The organism is Pusillimonas sp., assembly GCF_035515275.1.
GTDB lineage: Bacteria > Pseudomonadota > Gammaproteobacteria > Burkholderiales > Burkholderiaceae_B > Pusillimonas.
Map to the genome: position 1 here is coordinate 1 of NZ_DATJBQ010000069.1, position 21,801 is coordinate 21,801.

Annotated in this window: 20 protein-coding genes and 1 pseudogene; 6 read left to right on the forward strand and 15 right to left on the reverse strand. The window is 58.6% G+C overall.

Annotated features, from left to right (window positions below; translation table 11 throughout):
• From priA to VL003_RS05210, 13 genes and pseudogenes are all read right to left on the reverse strand, one after another.
• The coding region (gene priA, locus VL003_RS05150; RefSeq protein ID WP_325440244.1) for a replication restart helicase PriA at positions 1 to 1,289 on the reverse strand (1,289 nt) is incomplete at its 3' end.
• 318 nt (positions 1,290 to 1,607) lie between these two features.
• On the reverse strand, positions 1,608 to 2,678 hold the full coding sequence (hemE, locus tag VL003_RS05155) for a uroporphyrinogen decarboxylase (protein WP_325440246.1): 1,071 nt from the start codon (positions 2,676 to 2,678) through the stop codon (positions 1,608 to 1,610).
• A gap of 30 nt (positions 2,679 to 2,708) precedes the next feature.
• Entirely contained in the window at positions 2,709 to 3,521 is an 813-nt protein-coding gene (locus tag VL003_RS05160; RefSeq protein WP_325440248.1) for a response regulator, read from the reverse strand.
• Positions 3,522 to 3,868: 347 nt separating this feature from the next.
• The gene (locus VL003_RS05165) at positions 3,869 to 4,291 is read right to left on the reverse strand and encodes a F0F1 ATP synthase subunit epsilon (protein WP_325440249.1); all 423 of its coding nucleotides are present in this window, start codon (positions 4,289 to 4,291) and stop codon (positions 3,869 to 3,871) included.
• Positions 4,292 to 4,303: 12 nt separating this feature from the next.
• Positions 4,304 to 5,721: pseudogene (gene atpD, locus VL003_RS05170) on the reverse strand (F0F1 ATP synthase subunit beta).
• A gap of 47 nt (positions 5,722 to 5,768) precedes the next feature.
• Complete coding sequence (atpG, locus tag VL003_RS05175) at positions 5,769 to 6,677, reverse strand: F0F1 ATP synthase subunit gamma (RefSeq protein WP_325440250.1); 909 nt, start codon at positions 6,675 to 6,677, stop codon at positions 5,769 to 5,771.
• A gap of 102 nt (positions 6,678 to 6,779) precedes the next feature.
• Positions 6,780 to 8,321 carry a F0F1 ATP synthase subunit alpha gene (gene atpA / locus VL003_RS05180; RefSeq protein WP_325440252.1) on the reverse strand — a complete coding sequence of 514 codons (1,542 nt, stop codon included), beginning with the start codon at positions 8,319 to 8,321 and terminating at the stop codon, positions 6,780 to 6,782.
• 35 nt (positions 8,322 to 8,356) lie between these two features.
• The gene (locus VL003_RS05185) at positions 8,357 to 8,896 is read right to left on the reverse strand and encodes a F0F1 ATP synthase subunit delta (protein WP_325440254.1); all 540 of its coding nucleotides are present in this window, start codon (positions 8,894 to 8,896) and stop codon (positions 8,357 to 8,359) included.
• A gap of 15 nt (positions 8,897 to 8,911) precedes the next feature.
• On the reverse strand, positions 8,912 to 9,382 hold the full coding sequence (locus tag VL003_RS05190; RefSeq protein WP_325440256.1) for a F0F1 ATP synthase subunit B: 471 nt from the start codon (positions 9,380 to 9,382) through the stop codon (positions 8,912 to 8,914).
• A gap of 128 nt (positions 9,383 to 9,510) precedes the next feature.
• On the reverse strand, positions 9,511 to 9,753 hold the full coding sequence (gene atpE, locus VL003_RS05195) for a F0F1 ATP synthase subunit C (RefSeq protein ID WP_093969799.1): 243 nt from the start codon (positions 9,751 to 9,753) through the stop codon (positions 9,511 to 9,513).
• A 112-nt stretch (positions 9,754 to 9,865) separates the two neighbouring features.
• Positions 9,866 to 10,750, reverse strand: coding sequence for a F0F1 ATP synthase subunit A (atpB, locus tag VL003_RS05200; RefSeq protein WP_325440261.1), 885 nt, complete (start codon positions 10,748 to 10,750; stop codon positions 9,866 to 9,868).
• Between the two features lie 85 nt (positions 10,751 to 10,835).
• The gene (locus tag VL003_RS05205) at positions 10,836 to 11,285 is read right to left on the reverse strand and encodes an ATP synthase subunit I (protein WP_325440263.1); all 450 of its coding nucleotides are present in this window, start codon (positions 11,283 to 11,285) and stop codon (positions 10,836 to 10,838) included.
• Positions 11,286 to 11,571: 286 nt separating this feature from the next.
• On the reverse strand, positions 11,572 to 12,348 hold the full coding sequence (locus VL003_RS05210; RefSeq protein ID WP_325440265.1) for an enoyl-CoA hydratase: 777 nt from the start codon (positions 12,346 to 12,348) through the stop codon (positions 11,572 to 11,574).
• 28 nt (positions 12,349 to 12,376) lie between these two features.
• Here VL003_RS05210 and VL003_RS05215 point away from each other — a divergent pair, with 28 nt between their 5' ends.
• Positions 12,377 to 14,143, forward strand: coding sequence for a M61 family metallopeptidase (locus tag VL003_RS05215; RefSeq protein ID WP_325440267.1), 1,767 nt, complete (start codon positions 12,377 to 12,379; stop codon positions 14,141 to 14,143).
• A gap of 22 nt (positions 14,144 to 14,165) precedes the next feature.
• Here VL003_RS05215 and VL003_RS05220 read toward each other — a convergent pair whose 3' ends face one another.
• The gene (locus VL003_RS05220; protein WP_325440269.1) at positions 14,166 to 15,077 is read right to left on the reverse strand and encodes a LysR family transcriptional regulator; all 912 of its coding nucleotides are present in this window, start codon (positions 15,075 to 15,077) and stop codon (positions 14,166 to 14,168) included.
• Between the two features lie 145 nt (positions 15,078 to 15,222).
• On the opposite strand from VL003_RS05220, the gene VL003_RS05225 reads away from it, so the two are divergent.
• The 5 genes from VL003_RS05225 to VL003_RS05245 all read left to right on the forward strand — a co-directional run bounded on the left by VL003_RS05225 (position 15,223) and on the right by VL003_RS05245 (position 20,768).
• A complete protein-coding gene (locus tag VL003_RS05225; RefSeq protein ID WP_325440271.1) occupies positions 15,223 to 15,978 on the forward strand; it encodes an SDR family NAD(P)-dependent oxidoreductase in 756 nt (251 codons plus the stop codon).
• A gap of 12 nt (positions 15,979 to 15,990) precedes the next feature.
• Positions 15,991 to 17,025, forward strand: a complete 1,035-nt coding sequence (locus tag VL003_RS05230) for an aromatic ring-hydroxylating dioxygenase subunit alpha (RefSeq protein ID WP_325440273.1) — start codon at positions 15,991 to 15,993, stop codon at positions 17,023 to 17,025.
• The gene (locus tag VL003_RS05235; protein WP_325440275.1) at positions 17,022 to 17,870 is read left to right on the forward strand and encodes an alpha/beta fold hydrolase; all 849 of its coding nucleotides are present in this window, start codon (positions 17,022 to 17,024) and stop codon (positions 17,868 to 17,870) included. The genes VL003_RS05230 and VL003_RS05235 overlap by 4 nt, the downstream gene beginning before the upstream one ends.
• Before the next feature lie 79 nt (positions 17,871 to 17,949).
• Positions 17,950 to 19,368: a nucleobase:cation symporter-2 family protein gene (locus VL003_RS05240; protein ID WP_325440277.1), complete on the forward strand. Its 1,419-nt coding sequence runs from the start codon at positions 17,950 to 17,952 to the stop codon at positions 19,366 to 19,368.
• Complete coding sequence (locus VL003_RS05245; protein WP_325440280.1) at positions 19,365 to 20,768, forward strand: amidohydrolase family protein; 1,404 nt, start codon at positions 19,365 to 19,367, stop codon at positions 20,766 to 20,768. The genes VL003_RS05240 and VL003_RS05245 overlap by 4 nt, the downstream gene beginning before the upstream one ends.
• 24 nt (positions 20,769 to 20,792) lie before the next feature.
• On the opposite strand, the gene VL003_RS05250 is transcribed toward VL003_RS05245, so the two are convergent.
• Entirely contained in the window at positions 20,793 to 21,728 is a 936-nt protein-coding gene (locus VL003_RS05250) for an NAD(P)/FAD-dependent oxidoreductase (protein WP_325440282.1), read from the reverse strand.
• Positions 21,729 to 21,801 lie beyond the last annotated feature (73 nt).

A 21,801-nucleotide genomic window follows, 5' to 3' on the forward strand; every position in this document is an offset into this window, starting at 1 on the left:
CAATGCAGGTTGTTTCGCCCCGCTCCGGCTCGATGCAGCACGGTATAGGCGGTGCAGCGCGTGCACTGGCTGACCCATCCGCAAGAAGAGCAAGTAAGCACCGGCGCATAGCCGCGCCGGTTCAAGAACACCAGACACTGCTCGCCACGCGCCAAACGCTCTTGCATGGCAGTAAGTAGATGGGGCGACAAACCCTCTTGCATCGCAAGCCGCCGTGTATCGACCAGGCGAATGACCGGCAACTCGGTGTCGCGCGCCCGTGCCGGCAGGCCCAGCTTCAGATAGTTGCCATTCTGGGCGTGCTGCCATGACTCAAGCGACGGCGTGGCCGAGCCCAACACCACGGGAATATCAAGATCGTGGGCGCGCCACACAGCCAGATCGCGTGCCGAGTAACGCAAACCGTCTTGCTGCTTGTACGAGGTGTCGTGCTCTTCGTCGACAATGATCAGACCCAGGTCGGGCATGGGCGTGAATATGGACAGCCGGGTTCCAAGCAGTATCCGGGCCTGGCCCCGCTGCACACGCAACCAGGCGCGCAAGCGCTCGCCATCAGCCAGGCCGCTATGCAGCACGGCCAATGCTTCGGGCTCGGCAATAGCGGCCAGGCGTGATCGCAACGACCTTTCCAACTGCGGCGTAAGGTTGATTTCAGGCACCATGAATAGCACCTGCCTGCCGTTGGCCAAGGCGTGCTGTGCGGCGCGCAGGTAGACCTCGGTCTTGCCGCTTCCGGTTACACCATGCAGCAAAACGGTTTTGTATCCGCTTAAATGGCAAATAGCTTGGGCGGCCGTTTCTTGGTCGGCGTTCAAGACCGGTGCAGGCGTGGCCGGCACGGCCCTGGCTGCAGCGCTGCGGCGGGCGTCGCTGCGCATGACGGGCCCGCCTGCCGAGCGCTTGCCCTGATAGGCCGCCACCTTGCGCAAACCCGCAGGCAACGTTGGCAGCAGAACTTCACCCAAAGGGCGCTGATAGTATTGTGCCGCGAATCGGGCAAGCCGCATCCAGTCTTCAGGCATAGGGGGCAGGTCGTCGAGCACTTGCTCGACCTGTTTGACCGACTCGGCTGCAAACGACGGGCTTTCAGCCACCTGGGCGACGACACCGATTAAAGTTCGGCGACCAAACGGAACAATGACCCTGACCCCCACCTGTACCGGATGATTGGCGTAGTAATCGAATAAACCCGGCAAGGGCACATCAAGGGCAACCCGCAGCCAAAATCGCTCGGAGCCGCCCTGACTGCGGAACGGCTCTGGTGACACAGTAGGCGGGGTTGAGGTCATTAATACTTAAAGTAATTTGTTATGTGTTGCGCGCAAACGATTCAGGGCCGGGCATTAGCCGTTTGGCGGATACAAGGCTGTGGATAACTTTGGGGAGAAGCAGACCCACAACTTGGGAAAAGTCAATGAGGCAGTACATGCAATGGGCGGATCGCGCCAGAAAACAGCGGAATTACCTTTTAAAAACAATAAGATACGAAGAGCATGAAGACTGTATCTTAACTATGGCGCCCTTTGCTGCAAAGCCATATAACTTGTGTACAACTTAGGCCAAGCGCCCGTGGTTACGGGCGCTTGGCAATTGTTCAATGCAAAAAGTCAATGCTTCGAACGGCTATATGCATGAACCTCGTCAACCAGCGTGGCCACCGCCTCGGGCGGCGTAAATTGCGAGATTCCGTGACCCAGATTAAAGACGTGTCCGCCTTGGCCGACGGTGCCGAAATCGTCGATGACCCGACGCGCTTCGGTTCGAATGGCCGCCTCGCCACCGAACAAGGCCATGGGGTCGATATTGCCCTGCAAGGCAACCTTGTCTTGCGTGCGGCGGCGCGCCTGAGCCAGACTGACTGTCCAGTCGAGGCCGACGGCGTTACAGCCACAGGCGGCGATGTCTTCGAGCCAGAGGCCCCCGCCCTTGGTAAACACGATTACCGGCACCTGACGGCCCTGGTGCTCGCGTGTCAGGCCTTGCACCACTTGCTTTGTGTACGCCAGCGAAAATTGCTGGAACAGGGTGTCGGGCAGTACGCCGCCCCAGCTGTCGAAGATCATGACGGCTTGCGCGCCGGCCTGTATCTGCGCATTAAGGTAACGGATGGTGGCCTGCGCGTTGATGTTAAGCATATGGTGCAGAAGATCGGGGCGCGAATACAGCATGGTCTTGATCAGACGGTAATCGCTGGAGCCCTGGCCTTCGACCATATAGCAACCGATGGTCCAGGGGCTACCCGCAAAGCCGATAAGCGGCACTTTACCGTCGAGCTCTTTACGGATAAGTGATACGGCATCAAATACATACTGAAGCTCGGCCATGTCGGGCACGGCCAGGTTGGCGACGTCTTGCTCGGTTCGCACTGGCCGCGAAAACTTGGGGCCTTCGCCATGGACGAAATCAAGCCCCAGGCCCATGGCATGAGGAATGGTAAGAATGTCAGAGAACAAAATCGACGCGTCAAGGTCGAAACGACGCAGGGGCTGCAGCGTAACCTCGCACGCGTATTCGGGGTTCTGCGCCAGCTTCAGAAACGAACCGGCTTTTGCGCGGGTTTCGTTGTATTCGGGCAGGTAGCGTCCGGCCTGGCGCATAAGCCATAACGGCGTGTAAGGCACAGGCTCGCGCATTAGCGCACGCAGAAAGACATCGTTTTTTAAAGTGGGGGACGACACGGCTATCCTTGAAAAAATATGCGGGTCATTTTACCCGTCGGCAAATGGTTTAGGGGGCGACTCGGACCGATACGGAGCGGCGTCAATATCGTACTTGCGCATTAGGGCCCAGAACGCGCGACGATGCTTTTGGGCTGAGCGGGCAGCCATGGCAATATTGCCCGAATGCCGCCCCAGGGCCGCCTTGATGTATGCGGTTTCGAAGCGCTCGATGATCTTGCTTTTGGCGGCTCGAAACGACTCGCGTGAGGTTGCGCTGCGCGACGCCGTTGCGGCGGCATAAGCGTCAAGCTCGAGCCCGGTACGCTCAAGTATAGACGAGCACAACGCGCTTTCCTCGAAGCCGCCCTGCGCTTGGGCTGTGCGATACGTGCCGGCGGTTTCAGCCACGGCAGGAAAAGGCATTGCCGCCCCGCCGGCTTGACGCAAGGGCAGCCGTCGCTCATCGAGCAGGCGTTCTATGCGTACCCGAAGCTCTTCAGGGCACAGTGGTTCGCGGATGAAATCGTTAAGGCCAAGTTCATATAGGTCGTTAAGGGCCGCAGCCTTGAGCTTGCCCACCAACGCGACCACCGGGGTGTTAAGGCGCCCCCGAGCCGCCAGCAAGCTGGTACGCGCCCACCCAAGGTTGGTCTCGCTGACGGGTATCAGGCACACATCGTAACGCCTGAGCAGCATGGCGCTGTCGACCAGGTATTGGCTGGCGGCGGCACGGCCGGCGTCGATACTGGGAATTGGGCTATGAAAATAAAGCTTGCCCGCCCAATGCCGACCGGACCAAGGGCTCATCCATTCGTAGGTGCAGTCGGTAGAGATCATGGCGCAATCGAGTCGTTCCCTCATGGTTACCCCCTTCTTGTGACGCTCTGGACGATAAAGTGGGGACAGCTTAAGCATGCTGAAAGTGCTCAACAATGGGCATTACCATTGACTCGGGAAGTACTTAAACGAGGCTGGACAAGCCGACGATACTATGCCCTGGCCTGACGAGTGCCCGAACTGATCCAAGCGTGGATGGAGCCAGGCAACCTGACAAAACGGGGTGGAAGTCAAACGTGCAGAGCCAGGCTCAAAGGGCGGGCGGCGATAGGCCGCAACAGGGCACGAACGCGGTGCCGATGCGGGCACACTATGCAGGGGGAGGAGAAAGCATCAGGGCCGCAGGCGATGCCACGGCCCTGACGATACAACTAGCGACGCAATTTTGTCAGCTTGCGAGCCGCAGCGACCTGAGCCGCCAACATGGCAAGTTCGGCCTCGACCACGGCGATATCTTGCTTGTCTTTGGCGTTGCGCAGGGCTTCTTCAGCGCGCTCGCGCGCCTGAAGAGCCTTGGCTTCGTCCAGGTCTTCGGCGCGGATGGCCGTGTCGGACAATACGGTTACGCCACCCGGCTGCACCTCGAGGATGCCTCCGGCGACGAACACGCTGACTTCTTCACCGCTATCGGCTAGCGCAATCTTAACGGTGCCCGGCCGAATGCGTGAAATAAGCGGCGTATGGCCGGGCAAGATGCCCAGCTCGCCCGACTCGCCAGGCAGCACGACGAATTTCGCTTCTCCGGAGAAAATCGACTCTTCGGCGCTGACGACGTCAACATGCAGGTTGGCCATAACTGATCCCTATTAGAGTGACTTGGCTTTCTCGAAGGCTTCGTCGATGGAGCCGACCATGTAGAAGGCCTGCTCGGGCAGTGCATCGCACTCGCCGTCGACGATCATCTTGAAGCCACGCAGCGTTTCGGACAGCGGCACGTACTTGCCGGGCGAACCGGTAAACACTTCGGCCACGTGGAACGGCTGGGACAGGAAGCGCTGGATCTTGCGAGCACGAGCGACCGCCTGTTTGTCTTCGGGCGAAAGTTCGTCCATGCCCAAAATGGCGATAATGTCGCGCAGCTCTTTGTAGCGCTGCAGGGTTTGCTGCACGCCACGGGCCACGGCGTAGTGCTCTTCGCCCACAACTTGCGGGTCGAGCTGACGGCTGGTGGAGTCGAGCGGATCGACGGCCGGGTAGATACCCAGGGCGGCGATGTCACGCGACAGCACGACGGTCGAGTCCAAGTGCTGGAAAGTGGTGGCAGGCGACGGGTCGGTCAAGTCGTCGGCAGGAACGTAAACGGCCTGAATCGACGTAATGGAACCAGTCTTTGTGGAAGTAATGCGCTCTTGCAGCTTGCCCATTTCTTCGGCCAGCGTGGGCTGGTAACCCACCGCCGAAGGCATACGGCCCAGCAGTGCGGACACTTCCGTACCGGCCAGCGTATAGCGGTAGATGTTATCAACGAAGAACAGGATGTCGCGGCCTTCGTCGCGGAACTTCTCGGCCATGGTCAGGCCCGAAAGTGCCACACGCAGACGGTTGCCGGGAGGTTCGTTCATCTGGCCGAACACCATGGCCACTTTCGATTCGGGCAGGTTGTCGAGCTGAATAACACCGGCTTCGGCCATTTCGTGGTAGAAGTCGTTACCTTCACGGGTACGCTCGCCCACCCCTGCAAACACCGACAGACCGCTGTGGGCCTTGGCGATGTTGTTGATGAGTTCGAGCATGTTGACCGTTTTACCCACGCCGGCGCCGCCGAAGAGGCCAACCTTACCGCCTTTGGCGAACGGGCAGACCAGGTCAATGACCTTGATGCCGGTCTCGAGCAATTCGACCGAAGGCGAAAGCTCGTCGAACTTGGGCGCATCTTGGTGAATGGCACGAACTTCGTCGCTCTGGATGGGGCCGCGCTCGTCGATGGGGCGACCGAGCACGTCCATGATGCGGCCCAGGGTGCCAACACCCACCGGCACCGAAATGGGAGCGCCGGTGTTAGCCACGGCCATGCCGCGACGCAGACCGTCGGAGGAACCCATGGCAATGGTACGGACAATGCCGTCGCCAAGCTGTTGCTGCACTTCGAAGGTGATGCCGGCTTCGGCAAACTTCGAGCTGTCGTCGATAGCTTGAGCGCGTCGTAGATGTTGGGGATGTTGTCGCGGGGGAACTGAATATCCACCACGGCGCCGATGCACTGAACGATGGTACCGTTGCTCATGTTTAGTCCTTGCTAAATATCTTGACGGGATGCCTTTCTGTCTATGTTTAGACAGCGGCAGCGCCCCCGACGATTTCTGAAATTTCTTTGGTAATGGCAGCCTGACGGGTCTTGTTGTAGACCAGTTCAAGATCGCCGATGATCTTTTTGGCGTTGTCCGAAGCGGCCTTCATGGCCACCATGCGTGCCGACTGCTCGGACGCCATGTTCTCTGCCACGGCCTGATACACCAAACCCTCGACGTAGCGCAACAGCAGGTCGTCAATAACAGACTTTGCGTCGGGCTCGTAGATGTAGTCCCATCCGTACTGCGACTTGGCGCGGCTTTCGCCTTCGACTTGCCCGCTGTCGGACTGGAAGGGGTCTTTCAGGCCGCTAGGCAAGGGCAACAGGCGAATGAAGCTGGGGTCTTGCTTCATGGTGTTGACGAAACGGTTGGTGGCCAAATACACCGCGTCGATCTTGCCGTCGACGAAATCGTCGAGCTGGACCTTGATGGCGCCGATAAGGCGTTCGAGGTTGGGTGTGTCGCCCAGCTGAACCTCTTGCGAGACCAGGTCGGCGCCGATGCGGGTAAGAAAGCTCAGACCCTTGTTGCCCAGCGCCGTAGCCTGCACCTTGATGCCTTGCTGCTCGAACTCTTTGAGGCGAGACAGCGCAAGACGCGTGATGTTGGTGTTCAGGCCGCCACACAGACCCTTATCGGTAGTGATAAGCACGACCCCGACCGCTTTGATCTCTTTGCGCTCGACCATGTATGCATGGTGATAGTCGGGATGAGCCTGCATGAGGTGAGCCGCAATATCGCGCACCTTGGTTGCATAGGGACGGCCGGCACGCATTCTTTCCTGCGCCTTGCGCATTTTAGAAGCCGCCACCATCTCCATGGCTTTGGTGATCTTGCGCGTGTTTTGCACGCTCTTGATCTTGGTTCGAATTTCCTTGATTCCGGCCATTGCACTTCCTGTCAGGGCTTTGTCGCGAGCCGACACATGGGCCGGCTCGCATTACCTTCGGACTTCCAGAGCAAACGCCCCGGAAGACCTCGCCAGTCAAACTTAAAAAGCACCGTGCTTTTTGAATTCTTCAATGGCTGCCGAGAGCTCGGCCTCGTCTTCTTTGGAGAGCTCTTTCTTGTCTTCAATACGCTGCACCAGTGCCTCGTTCTTGGACTTGAGCGAGTCTTTCAGCGCTTTCTCGAAAGGCAGAATCTGTTCGACTTCGAGGTCGTCGAGATAGCCTTTGGTGACGCTGAACAGCGAGACAGCAAGCTCCCAGACCTGCAAGGGCTGATACTGAGGCTGCTTGAGCAGTTCCACCACGCGTTTGCCGCGCTCGAGCTGACGGCGGGTGGCGTCGTCGAGGTCGGAGGCAAACTGGGCAAACGCCGCAAGTTCGCGGTATTGGGCCAAGTCGGTACGAATACCACCCGACAGCTTCTTGATGACTTTGGTCTGAGCCGAGCCACCCACACGCGACACCGAAATACCGGCGTTGATGGCGGGACGCACACCAGCGTTGAACAGGTCGGACTCGAGGAAGATCTGACCATCGGTAATGGAAATGACGTTGGTCGGAACGAAAGCGGACACGTCGCCGGCTTGCGTTTCGATGATGGGCAGCGCGGTAAGCGAGCCCGTTTTGCCCTTGACGGCGCCGTTGGTGAACTTCTCGACGTAGTCGGCGTTGACACGGGCTGCGCGCTCGAGCAGGCGCGAGTGCAGGTAGAACACGTCGCCGGGGTAGGCTTCACGGCCGGGAGGACGGCGCAGCAGCAGCGACACTTGACGATAAGCCCAGGCCTGCTTGGTCAGGTCGTCGTACACGATAAGGGCGTCTTCGCCGCGATCGCGGAAGTACTCGCCCATGGTGCAGCCCGAGTAGGCCGACAAATACTGCATGGCGGCCGAATCGGACGCTGCGGCAGCGACCACAATGGTGTACTCGAGGGCGCCGTGCTCTTCGAGCTTGCGTACCACGTTGCTGATGGTAGACGCCTTCTGGCCGATAGCGACGTACACGCAGGTAACGTTCTTGCCTTTCTGGCTGATGATGGTGTCGACGGCAACAGCGGTTTTACCGGTTTGACGATCGCCAATGATAAGCTCGCGCTGACCACGGCCGATTGGCACCATCGAGTCGATCGCCTTGGTACCGGTTTGCAGCGGTTGGTCGACCGACTGACGGGCAATAACACCAGGAGCGACTTTTTCGATAATGTCGGTTTCTTTGGCGTTGATCGGGCCTTTGCCGTCGATAGGCGCACCCAGCGCGTCGACAACGCGACCGCGAAGCTCGGGACCCACGGGCACTTCCAGAATGCGGCCGGTGGTTTTAACCGTATCGCCTTCGGAAACGCCGGTGTAGTCGCCCAAAATAACGGCGCCGACGGAATCGCGCTCGAGGTTGAGCGCAAGGCCGAATACGTTGTTGGGGAATTCAAGCATTTCGCCCTGCATCACGTCTGACAAGCCGTGGATGCGGGTAATGCCGTCGGTCACGGAAACGACCGTGCCTTGTGTACGTACGTCGGTAGACGCGCCCAAGCCTTCGATGCGGCTTTTGAGCAGCTCGCTGATCTCTGACGGGTTAAGTTGCATGTTCAGACTCCTGGAATCCTGTTGACCGGCTCGCCTTAGGCGGCCAGCGTATCGCGCATGCGGACCAGCCGGGCCCGCACAGAAGTATCGAGTACTTGGTCGCCGACCACCACGCGCACCCCACCGATAAGATCGGGGTCAACGCTGACGACCGGCTTGAGTTTGAGGCCGAATTTCTTCTCGAGAGCGGCGACGAGATCCTGGACCTGAGCGTCGGACAACGCAAAAGCACTGGTGATCTCGGCAAGCGCAGTGCCTTCGAGCTTGTTCTTCAGTAGGTCGAACTGCTGGGCAATTTCGGGCAGAACCAGCATGCGGTCGTTCTCGATCAGCAATTCGATGAAGTTGCGAGCCGTTGCCGAAACGGGAGTTTTGACCAGCCCTGTAAACAGATCAAAACGTTGTGCGTTGTTCAGGCGCGGATCGGTAAGCGCCTCGCGTACGTCGTGTAGCTGTGTCAATGCGGCGAGCCCGGAAAGCAGCTCGGACCAGGACTCCAGATTTGCACCTTCGCTCTGGGCCGCCTGAAACAGCGCTTCGGCGTAGGGTCTTGCGATAGTCGATAGTTCAGCCATTGCCTGCCCTGATGATTACAGTTGTGCCTTGAGCTGGTTCAACAGCTCGGCGTGTGCTTGCGCATCGACCTCGCGCTGGAGAATCTGCTCGGCGCCCTTGACGGCCAGAACAGCCACGTCGGCACGAAGACCGTCGCGAGCACGCTGAACCTCTTGGGCGGCATCTTGCTTGGCTTGCGCAAGAATACGAGCCTTCTCGGCCTCGGCTTCGCGGCGAGCCTCGTCGATAATGCCGGCGGCCTGCTTCTCGGCCTCGAGCATGCGAGAATGATTTTCAGTTTTGGCCGCAGCTTCGATCACATTGATGCGCGCTTGTGCCTGGGCAAGGTCGGCCTTGCCCTTGTCGGCGGCCGCTAGGCCGTCGGCGATCTTCTGACGGCGATCGTCCATTGCTTTCGTCAGTGGAGGCCATACGAATTTCATCGTAAACCAGCCCAATACGAAAAACACGATCATCTGAAAAAAGAGAGTCGCGTTTAAATTCACGGTCGTTTCCCTTTAACACCACCTGTGCCACACAGCCGGGCTGCCTGACACTATGTCCAAGCCGTTGTCAGCGCCCCGCACACGAGGCACCGCAACGACTGCTTACCTGCCGAATGCAGGATTTTCGCTTATCCGACGAAGGGGTTGGCGAAGGCGAACAGCATGGCAATACCAACGCCGATCAGGAACGCCGCGTCGATCAGGCCGGCCAGCAGGAACATCTTGGTTTGCAGGGCGTTCATCAGCTCGGGCTGACGAGCCGAAGCTTCGAGGTACTTGCCACCCATGAGAGCGATACCGATACTGGCGCCGAATGCACCCAATCCAACAATAAGACCGCAAGCCAGAGCAACGAAAGCAACGTTGGTCATAACAACTCCTTGGTTAAAAACCTGGTAATCAAAAAGTCAAAAAAGAAAGCTTCTTTGCAAGAAAACCTTGCGCCCCGGCCGAGACGAACACCACCCCCGGACCGGAATTTGATCAATGGTCTTCGTGAGCCAGACCCACATATACGAGGGAAAGCATCATGAAGATATAAGCCTGCAACAGGACGATGAGGATGTGGAAAATAGCCCACACCGACCCTGCCAGCACGTGACCGATACCCAAGCCAAGGCTTGTACCATTAAATCCGGCCCATGCACCGCCCAGCAGGGCGATAAGCATGAATAGCAATTCGCCGGCAAACATGTTGCCGAACAACCGCATTCCCAGCGACACCGTTTTGGCGGCGTACTCCATGAGGTTCAAAAGCAGATTGAAGGGAACCAGTAACAGACCGACGGGACCACTTGCGTGGAAGGGGGCGGTAAACAGGCCTTTGACGAAGCCGCCGCCGCCTTTGATCTTGATGCCGTACCAGATGGTAAGAACAAGCACACCCAGGGACATGCCCATGGGCACGTTCAGGTCGGCCGTCGGAAGAATGCGGTGATAGTAAAGAGGGTCGCCGTGTTCGGTGGCCAGACCCAATTGAATGAAGATCCAGCCGAGCAGGTCGACGGGGACCAGGTCGAGGACGTTCATGAGAACGACCCACAGGAAAATGGTAAGCGCCAGGGGGGCAACGAAACGACGACTGGCCTCGCTGGGGATAATGGACTTGGCCTCGTCGGCAACCATGCCGACCAGCATTTCAACACCCATTTGAAAACGGCCCGGCACACCGGCAGTGGCCGACTTGGCGGCACGCCACAACACGAATATAACGATCAGGCCCATGAAAACGGACCAGAAGAGCGAGTCGTAGTTGATGACGTTGAAGTCGGCGATTGCAGACTGCTTTTCGCCCAGACTATTCAAGTGAACCAAGTGATGCTGAATATACTCAGACTGTGGCGATGACGCGTTGCTAGCAGCAGCCATTGGAACCCTACCCTGTAAACTGATAACAAAGACGCGCCGATAAAAAACGCCGCGCCCGAAAATTTTTAGCCCTACGACCTACAAGTTACGGCAAGCGGCGAAACGCCAGCAACAGCACATAACCCTTTAACACGCATACCAACCCAAACACCAGGGCCGGCCATACCAACCACTCGTGACCCAAATACGCGGCCAATGCCAAAAGCAGCACCGCCGAACCCAGCTTGATGAATTCACCCACAAAAAAGGTGAACGCACTGGCCTGCTTGGCGCTTATCAACCCCATGAGCAGCCGCATGGCAAAAAGCGCATTGGGTATAAAGTAGGCGCCCGCCCCGATAAGGGCCGAAACACCCGCAGCAACACCAGCCACCAGCCACGAAACCAACGCCGCCAGCAAACCCATAAAGGCCTGCGCTGCCAAGGCATGAAGCAGACCTTTGCCTGCCTTGTACCGCAGCCGCTCGCGATCAGCGTCGCTAAGCACGATGGCGACTTGTTCGGCTTTGCCCGCCGGGGCAGTAGTTTTGCCCATAAAGGCCACTTATGCGTGTTGCGTCAAACTCGTAGAGTATAACTTTATTTTTTGTCAGTAAGCAAATTGTCAGGTGGGCAAACAACACTGCCCCGAACATTGCTCGAATCGCTTGCCTGCGGCGGGAAATATGCTGGAAAGGCGCGCAGGCCATGGCTTTTGCAATGGCAGCGAGTACTGCAACGCGGGACCACGACACGCGGCGCGATGCTGCGTCGCGAACACCGAAGCCGCCGGCTGGGGGGGGTATTAAGCACACCCTTGGCGGCAACTTCGGCATCGGGCATCAGCGATGCTTGAAGTTTGCCTCGCGTTTTTCGATAAACGCCGCCATGCCCTCTTTCTGGTCTTCGGTCGAAAACAAGGCGTGGAAATTGCGGCGCTCGGCCAACATTCCCTGATCAAGCGGCATCTCGTAGGCCCGGTTGATGCACTCCTTGGCCATCATGACAGACACCAACGACTTTGAAGCAATGACCCCGGCCACTTCTAGCGCTTCGTCCAGCAACCGGTCGGCCGCCACCACCCGCGACACCAGGCCCGCACGTTCGGCCTCTTCGGCGTTGATCATGCGGGCGGTCAGCACCATGTCCATGGCCTTGGCTTTGCCCACGGCACGCGGCAGGCGCTGCGTGCCGCCAAAACCCGGAATAATGCCCAGATTGATTTCCGGCTGACCAAAACGAGCATTGTCGGCAGCGATAATGAAGTCGCACTGCATGGCAAGCTCGCACCCACCGCCCAACGCATAACCTGACACGGCGGCAATAATGGGTTTGCGAATGCGACGCAGCGATTCCCAGTTGTGCCCCAGATAATCTTGCTTATAGACGTCGGCATACGACCAGTCTTTCATGGCGGCAATGTCGGCACCGGCAGCAAAGGCCTTTTCGCCACCGGTCAGCACAATGGCGCCAATGCCGTCGTCGGCATCAAACGCCCGCAAGGCCGCCGCCAGCTCGTCAACCACCTGATTGTTCAACGCGTTCAGTACCTTGGGTCGATTCAGGGTAATAAGACCCACCCTTCCGTGGGTTTCGATCTTTACCAGTGGTTCGGTCATGCCGTCTCCTGCACAGTAATATAAGAGGATGAAAATAGAACCCATACTTTACAGCCTAACGCCCGTCGACCCTGCCGGGCATCGCTTCCGTGTTGAACTGCGCATTGCCCTGCCCAACCCCGCCGGCCAAGAACTGACCCTGCCCGCCTGGATTCCAGGAAGCTATTTGGTACGCGACTTTTCGCGCCAGATTGAAACGATCAACGCGCGTAGCGGCAGCAAGCCTGTTGCCGTGCGAAAAACCGGCAACCATAGCTGGCAGTGCGACCCTTGCTCGGGGGCCCTGCAGATTGAGTACACCGTTTATGCCTGGGATCTTTCCGTGCGCGGCGCCCACCTTGACGAAACGCACGCGTTCTTCAACGGCACCAGCGTGTTTCTATTGCCCACCGGCCACGAACAAGCGCCCTGCCTGCTGCACTTGCATCCGCCCGCACACGCCCGCAACTGGAAGGTATACACCAGCCTTCCGGCTGCAAAGGGCCGTGCGGCAGCCGCAAAACGGCACGGCTTCGGCCTGTACTGCGCCCCCAACTACGACGCCCTGATCGACCATCCAGTAGAAATGGGCACGCCTCAGGTGGCGCGCTTCACCGCCCACGGTGCCGAACACGAGCTGGTGTTTACCGGCGTATTGCCCAACCTTGACCTAAAGCGCATTACCGCCGACGTTAAAAAAATATGCGAAGCCCAGATCGCCCTGTTCGAGCCCGACACCCTGAAGGCGCCGTTTCTTGATTCGTCCGATCGCTATGTATTCATGACCATGGTAGTGGGCGACGGCTACGGCGGGCTTGAGCATCGCGCATCGACCGCACTCATGGCCTCGCGCCTCGACCTGCCCACCGTCGGACGCGCCGACGCCGGCGATGCCTACGAGAACTTCCTGGGCCTGGTCAGCCACGAGTACTTCCACACCTGGAACGTCAAGCGAATCAAGCCCGCGGTGTTCGCACCTTACGATCTGTCGCGCGAAAATCACACCCAATTGCTTTGGGTCTTTGAAGGCTTCACGTCGTACTACGACGACCTGATGCTGATGCGCTCGGGTGTCATCTCCCAAAAAGCCTACCTGGCTCGCCTGGCCAAAACCATTTCGGCCGTGCAGCGCGGCGGAGGCCGCTACAAGCAGTCTGTGGCCGAGAGCTCGTTCGACGCCTGGACGCGTTACTACAAACAAGACGAGAACTCACCCAACGCGCTGGTCAGCTACTACGCCAAAGGCTCGCTGGTTGCGGCTGGGCTCGACATGCTGATCCGTCGCGAAAGCGAAGGCGAACAGTCGCTGGACGACGTCATGCGCCTGATGTGGGCACGCTATGGTCGCGAGTTCTACCAAGGCGACGGCAAAGGCCTGCAAGAAGACGCAATGCCCGGGCTGGTACTTGAAGCCACGGGGGTCGATGCTGCAGATTTCATCGCTCGCTACGCCTACGGCACCGAAGACGTGCCACTGGAAGCTTTGCTGGCATCGCAAGGTATCTCGTTAAGCTGGAAAGCGGCTTCCGACAAGCCCACACTCGATGTACGCACGCGCACGGTGCAAAGCGAAGTGCAGCTTGCCACCGTGTACGAAGGCGGCGTCGGGCACAAGGCGGGGCTTTCGGCAGGCGATATCGTGGTGGCGGTGAACGGCCTGCGTGTTACGCGTGACGCGAACCTGGAGCAACTGCTGGCCGGCTATCAGCCGGGCCAGAGCGTGAGCATTCATGTGTTCCGGCGTGACGAGCTGCGCATGTTCGACGCAGTACTTGCCGCCCCTGCGCATACCGAGTGCGTGCTGTCAGTGGAATAGCCCCGGCCGCGCCTGGCCGGAGCTAAACCCCCTGCGTCGCCTGCGACTGCGCTATATACCCACGCAACTCTTCTCGAAATAACTGAGCCGCCGGAGAAAGCGCCCGGCGGCTCAGTTGAAACACACAGGTTTGACGACGCAGCACAGGCGTTCCCATGGGACGAAACACCAAGCCCGATGCCCCCGGCACGTACTGCGAGTTTGTGGGGAGTATCGACGAGCCCAGCCGATTACGCACCATGGCCAACACCGTGGTATGAAACGAAGCCTCGTGTATTTTGTTGGGCCGAAGCTTTAGCAAGGCAAGGTGTCGGTCAATGTCTTGTCTTAACGGGCTGCTGCGCGATAGGGCAATGAAGGGTTCCTTGCATAACTGGGCCCACGGCACGGTTTTACGTTTACCCAAAGGATTGTCCTTGTGCAACACAGCCACATAGTGGTCAGCAAATAAAGGAGTTTCCTGGATTTCGTCATGTGAATCGAGCTTGGTTCCTACGCCCATATCCACGTCGTCGTTAAGTATCGACTGATAGATATCCTGTTCGGCGACGTCACGCAGTTGCAGCTTGATGCCCGGATAGCGGTCGTAGAACTGCCGCATGAACGGGGTGATCAGTATCGCCGACAGCACGGTTCCGCTGGCCACCGTAACCCGGCCGCGTCGGTAAGCAGCATAATCGCCGGCTTGCTCCACCGTGGTCTGAATATCGCCCAGCACGCGGCGGGCCATGCCCAAAAGCTCTCGGCCGGCGTCCGTCAGCTCGACCATGCGGGTATGGCGGTTAAACACCTTGACACCCACTTCATGCTCCAGGTCGCGTATCAACATGCTTAGCGCAGCCTGAGTGATGTGGATATGCGCCGCTGCACGTGTGTATTGCCCGTGCTCTGCAACAGCAACAAATGCGCGCAACTGCCGGATGGTGACGTTCATGGCTCGCCAATATATAAGAATTTCTTAAAAATTAATAAGATAAATCGAATTGTACTTACTAATTTGCTGCGGTTAAATGGCCGGAAAACGACGGAGCACCAAAGGCCCGCGCGTTCTTATAACGATAATTCAGGAGCAGACTCAAATGGGGCAGACCTTCAAAGGTAAAACGGTGATTGTGACAGGCGCCGGCGGACAAATCGGCATGGCATATTGCGACGCGCTTATCCAGAAAGGCGCCAACCTGGTCATGGCCGACTTGGGCGATCTGTCGGCACAGGCCGACCAGTACAAAAGCCAAGGGGCAAATGCCATCGCCGTACAGGTCGATGTCGCTGACGAAGCCTCGACCCAGGCGATGGCGCAGTCGGCGATCGATGCTTACGGACGCATCGACGGCATCATCAACAACGCCGGCTTTTTTAGAAACTGCACCTTCGGCTCGTTCATGGACATTCCCGCCGACGAATGGGACCGCTGCTTTGCCATCAACGTGCGCGGCCTGTGGCAATGCTGCAAAGCCGTGGTGCCACAAATGCAAAAACAAGGGTCAGGAAAAATCGTCAACATTTCCTCCAACACACCCTACAAAGGGGTTCCTAACTTTTTGCACTATGTATCCTCAAAGGCGGCGATCATTGGGCTTTCACGCTCGATGGCGCGCGAAGTGGGCGCGCACAACATACAAGTCAATACCTTGTGCCCTGATTTGATTCCCGATGCCGACATCGAAGCCAGGCAAGGCACGCAAGCCGACGTACGTACCGTGGCCGGACGTTGTCTGCAGCGCACCCAGACCCCTAAAGACATGGTGGGCGCAGCGCTATTCCTGTTGGACGAAGGCTCAGATTTCATTACCGGACAAAGCTTGCTGGTTAACGGCGGCGCATACTTTCTATAGGAGGACCGGGTCATGCCGATGGCAACCGATTTGCCCCCCAACCCCATGTATGAAACGTTACGACGTTTTTGGCACCCTGTGGCCTATAGCGCCGACCTGCTCGACAAACCGATCAGTGCCACGTTACTGGGACGCCATCTGGTTATTGCGCGGCTCAATGGCAAGGCGCAGGCCATGGACTCGCGTTGCCCGCACAAAGGGGCCAATCTTTCGTTGGGCGCCATTGTCGACAACACGATCGAATGTGCTTACCACGGGTGGCGCTTCAACCATGAGGGCCGCTGTGTATTAACCCCTGCGCGCGAAGAGCTGACCCAGAGCCTGAATGCTTCGGTCAACACATACGAAACCACCGAGTCGGCTGGAATGGTGTGGGTTTGTCTGGAACAGCCCGAGTTTCCGGCACCGAAGTTTCCGGAACTCAACGACCCCGAGTATCGTGTGCTTCAAGGTGAAACCTACGACTGGAAAACCAGTGCCCCACGCCGGCTGGAAAACTTTGTCGACTTCAGCCATTTTGCCTACGTGCACGACGGCACCATCGGCAGCCGCTCAAACCCCCGCGTAGACGCGGTGGAAGTCTGGCGCGAAGGCCATGTGCTGCGATTCGACCGCAGCGGTGTTAAAGAACCTGGGGCCGGATTAAAAAAACAACTGCTCGGCCTGACCGAAGACTGGTACGAGCCGGTCAATGAATACCACGTCACCATGCCCCATACCGTGCATCTGAAGCGCACCTTTCCTAACGGAAAGCGGTATGTGTTGTTCATGGCCGCCAGCCCGGTGGACGAAACAACGACACGCAGCTTTTGGTGGCAAGCGCGCGATTTCGGCACCGGGCCCGAACACGATGCATTCTTCATGGACTTCGAAGCCGAGGTGCTGGCGCAAGACAAACCCATTATCGAGTCGCAACGGCCCGTCTGGATCCATCTGAGGGGTGCGCCGCCCAACGAGCGCGAACGCCCGGTCCGTGACGCCGATGTCGTCACCGTCGAGTATCGTCGCTGGCTTGGCGAACTTTGCTTCAGCAAGGAGCCGGCATGACGCATACCGTTGAAAGTACCGCTCTCAGGCATTTGTATTTTCGAACCGGCGAGGGTGAAATCCACGCTCTGGAATGGGGTCACGGAAATGACGGCCCCCCCATACTGCTTTTGCACGGAGTAACGGGCGGGGCATGGCTGTGGCATGACGTGGCACAGGAGCTTGCCCGGAATCGACGCGTCATTGCATTGGATTTGCGCGGACACGGGCTGAGCACACGCTCGGCCTCCAGGCAATATCGCAGCGCCGACCATCTGCTTGATCTGGCCGCCGTTATCGAATGTTTGCCCCAGCCGGTGGATCTGGCAGGGGCATCGTGGGGCGCGTTGATTGCAATGCAATATTCCCATGCCAACCCGGATTCCGTGCGCCGACTGGCCATCATCGATGTCGAACCCAGCTTCGAACAAGACGAGAATGCCGTCCACACACGGCCTCAGGCCTTTGAACACATTGAGGACGTCATTGCCTGGGAGCGCCAGGCCAATCCGGCCGCCCCCGACGCCCTATTGGCACTGTGGGCGAGGCAGTCTGTTCGCCATGGCCAAAACGGAGACTGGCAGCGGCAACACGACGATTACTTCTTTAAAACATGGCCGTTTCGCAACGACGATTTATGGTCATTGCTTCCCGAACTGAATTTGCCCACGTTGCTGATACACGGCAAGCGCAGCTTTGTTCGCGAAAAGGTGATGCGCGACATGGCGGCCGCCCTGCCCAACGCGCGACTGGAGTGCATAGAGGACTGCGGGCACGTCGTACCACTCGAAGCGCCTCATCAGCTCGCAAGCGTCCTGAAACCATTTTTTACCTACGCCCATGTGCCGGAGGGCTCAACTGCGTAAACTTTGGCGCTTGTGACGCAACCGTTGTTCAATACAGACAAAAAAGAACGGGAACATCCCGGCATTCTGGAGACATAAAGTGAAACAACGCACCATGCAAGAAAACGGGGTGGACACGATTCTTCCCGTGGGAAGAATGTTTACGCTGGGCCTGCAACACGTACTGATCATGTACGCAGGCGCGGTAACCGTGCCGCTGATCGTGGGCGGGGCACTAGGCCTGTCCACCGAAGAAATTGCCCTGTTGATCAGTGCCGACCTGCTTTGCTGCGGCATTGTGTCTTTTCTACAAGCCTTTGGCGTCGGAAAATGGATGGGTATACGGCTGCCCGTAATGATGGGCATTTCGTACGCAGGCATCGCGCCGATGATCGCCATCGGTCTCATGCCCGACATGGGCTTGCCCGGGCTGTACGGGGCCATCATTATGGCCGGGGTCATCGGCCTATTGATCGTGCCGGTTGTCATTAAGTTGTTGTGGCTGTTTCCGCCCTTGGTCACGGGTACCACTCTGGCGTCCCTGGGCACCGGCTTGTTCAGTGTGGCCATTATCTGGGCAGGCGGGGGCTACGGAGCCGAAGACTTCGGCGCTCCGATGTATCTTGGAACAGCCGCCATTGTGGTGGTGGTCACGTTGCTGGTGGCCCGGTTCGGCCGTGGTTTCTTCAGCACCCTGTCTATTTTGATCGGTCTGGCGGCCGGCATGCTGCTTACCATGGCGATGGGCGAGGTCAGCTTTGCCGGTGTAGGCGACGAGCCGTGGATACGCATGGTCAGGCCGTTTCATTTTGGATACCCGGTATTCAGCTGGAGCGCGGCATTGACCATGGCCCTGGTGGTAATCATTACCATGATCGAATCCATCGGCCTGTTCTTTTCGCTTTCAATCATTCTTAACCGCCGATTAAGCACCGACGACTTCAAGCGGGGCCTGCGCACCGACGCCGCCGGCGCAATTATCGGTGGCGTCTTCAATACGTTTCCCTATACCTCGTACGCACAGAACATTGGGCTGGTGGGCATCACCGGCGTTCGCAGCCGATGGGTCTGTGTGACGGCGGCAGTCATTCTGATCGCCCTGGCGTTGTTTCCTAAAATGGCGCACGTGGTGGCCGTGATCCCCCAGTACGTATTGGGCGGTGCAGCGCTTATCATGTTCGGGATGGTGGCCGCCTCGGGCGTTTGCATATTGCAAGAGGTGGACTTCAGAGGTAATAGGCACAACCTGTTCATCTTCGCCATCAGTATGGGCGTGGGCCTGATACCCATGATCTCCCCAAAATTTTTCAGCGCTGCACCCGAGTTCCTTCAGCCCTTTCTTAATAGCGGCGTGCTGCTTACCGCCATTGCAGCAATTGTGTTGAACCTGTTCTTTAACGGCATCGACAAAAGCGCCGTGCAACTGCTTGATAATGAGCCTGCTACGCCCGACCAAACCACCCTGGTACCCGCCGGTGCACCCGAGCCCGCTACCGACCTTACTGGATCGAAACTATGAAGCAACAGTGTGATATTTTGCTTAGCGGGGGTGTGGTCGTTACGATGGATGACGAGCGTCGTGTCATCCAGGACGGCACCGTCGCTGTACAAGAGAACCGTATCGTCGCTGTCGGCAGCCGAGCCGAACTTGGCAGTTGGCAGGCCGGCAGCATGATCGACTGCTCAGGCCAAGTGGTGATTCCCGGCCTGATCGACAGCCACAACCATTTATTCCAGCTGGCCGGCAGAGGCCTTGGCGATGGCATGGCCTTATGGCAATGGCTGGGCGAGTTCATGCTGCCGCTAGCGGCCGGAATCCGCCCTGTAGAAGCCATTGCCGCCATACGGGTGGCAGCGCTAGAGGCCATGTCGTCGGGCACCACCACCCTTATTGACAACCACTACGCCCCCAACGACGTCGACACCACCCTACAGGTGGCGCAAGCATTGCACGATATGGGATTAAGGGGCGCCATAGCACGAGGCGTATTCGGGCCGTTTACCGATATTGCCCGCGACAATCACTTAAGCCCGATGCTGTTTCAAAACTCGACCCGCCACGAAATCGACAGCATGCGCGAATGCCTGACCGAATGGCGCAGCGATCGCATCCAGATCTGGCCGTCTCCCATCAACGTCATATACAACGACCAGGAGCTGGTCCGTGGCTTGGTGGACATGGCCCGCGAATTTAAGGTGCCCTGGCAAACCCATTGTTCCGAAGCAAGCGTTGACCCCGACATTTACCAGAAAGCTTATGGCGTACGCCCGTTTACGTGGATGGACCGTCAAGGCTTGCTCGATCCCCATGCCTCGTTCGCCCATGCCATCTGGCTGGACGACGCCGAGGTCGAAGCCTGCGGCAACGCGCAGTGCAGTGTGGCGCATAACCCCATGTCCAACGAATACCTGGCCTCGGGGGCCATACGTTTACGCGATATGCGCAAGGCGGGCGTCACGATCGGCTTAGGCGCCGACGGCGCGGCCGGTCACCTGATGGACATGTTCCAGATCATGCGGCAAATGGTATACGTGCAGCGCTTGCATACGCTTGAGCCCGAAGCCACCTATGCCGAAGAAGCGTTCGAGCTGGCTACTCGCGGCGGCGCCCAACTGGCCGGCATCGATGCAGGTAGCCTTCAGGCCGGAAAACTCGCCGATATCGCCGTGGTTTCGCTAGCCGGCGCCCACATGACGCCCTGCTTCAATCCGGTGGCCAACCTGGTGTACTGCGCCTCAGGCCGCGACGTCACCCTGACCATGGTTGATGGACAGATCGTGTATCAAAAGGGCCGCGCAACGCGGGTGGATCAGGAAAAGATCATTGCCGACGCGCATGAGCACTGTGGGCGGTTGGTTGAACGATTGAATATTCCGGTAATGAATGCACAGGCAGAGCGCGAAGCGGTTCAGGCTTGATGTGGCCGGGGGTGTAGCGCGCACCTAGCGCGATGGATGCGACCCTGATTCGATTCGCGCCTGAATCGCCTTGGCGGCGGTAACGCCGTCGGCCATGCCGGTGACCACGCAAGGGTGAAGCCGATGCGCCACCTCGCCAATGGCATAAACGCCTTCGAAACTGGTTTGGGCAGTGGCCATGTCAGTTTTGAGGTATCCGCGTTCGCAGCGCGCCAGGCTCAGGTTGTGGGCAAACGGCACGCTGGGCTCCCAACCGTAGAACACCAGAATCAGGTCGTAGGCGCAGCCGTTGACGCTACGCGCCTGCGGGTCTACCGTGTAATCGCCCTGAAAGACCTGCTCGGCAGGCATGCGCTGTACGAACTGATGTTGGGCCCGTATATTGCGGGCGTATAGGTGCACCTGTGCCGCCCCGTGCTCCTTGGCATACAAGGCGTTCTCAAAGCCATTGTCGCCGCCGCCCAGCACGGCCACCCGCCGGCCCGCAAAATCTTCAGCCACGACATGGTCGCCCGGCCCCACCAAAACACCAGGATACGGACGCTCGCGGCTGCCTGTTGGTACCGCGTGACCCGGCTGCGCATCTTGCAGGCCGCGGGCGCGCGTACCCGTGGCCAGCACCAGATAACGACCGCGCCGGGGGGGCCCGCTGCGGGTGGTAACCGCGAAACCATGGCTGCCATCGGTTTCTACCGCTGTTACCGGCTGCGACAGCAACACGGGCACCTTGGCACGCTGAAGGCTTACGGCGAAATTCTGGGCCACTTGCGGGCCCGTATGTGCAGGCAATGAGGCGTTCCAATCGTCGGCGAAGGGATGCACAAGGCACAGACCGCCTACTTGCGGGCCCGCTTCGATCAGCAGCGGCGAAAAGCCCAGCCGCGCAAGCCACACGGTGCACGAGGAACCGGCTGCGCCCGCACCGATAATGATCGCATCGTAAATGTTGTTGTCCTGCATGACTCTATCTTGCCATGGATGACCATGGCCGGTTGATACTGGAACGTGGGTCGAGGCTGGATGTTATATCATC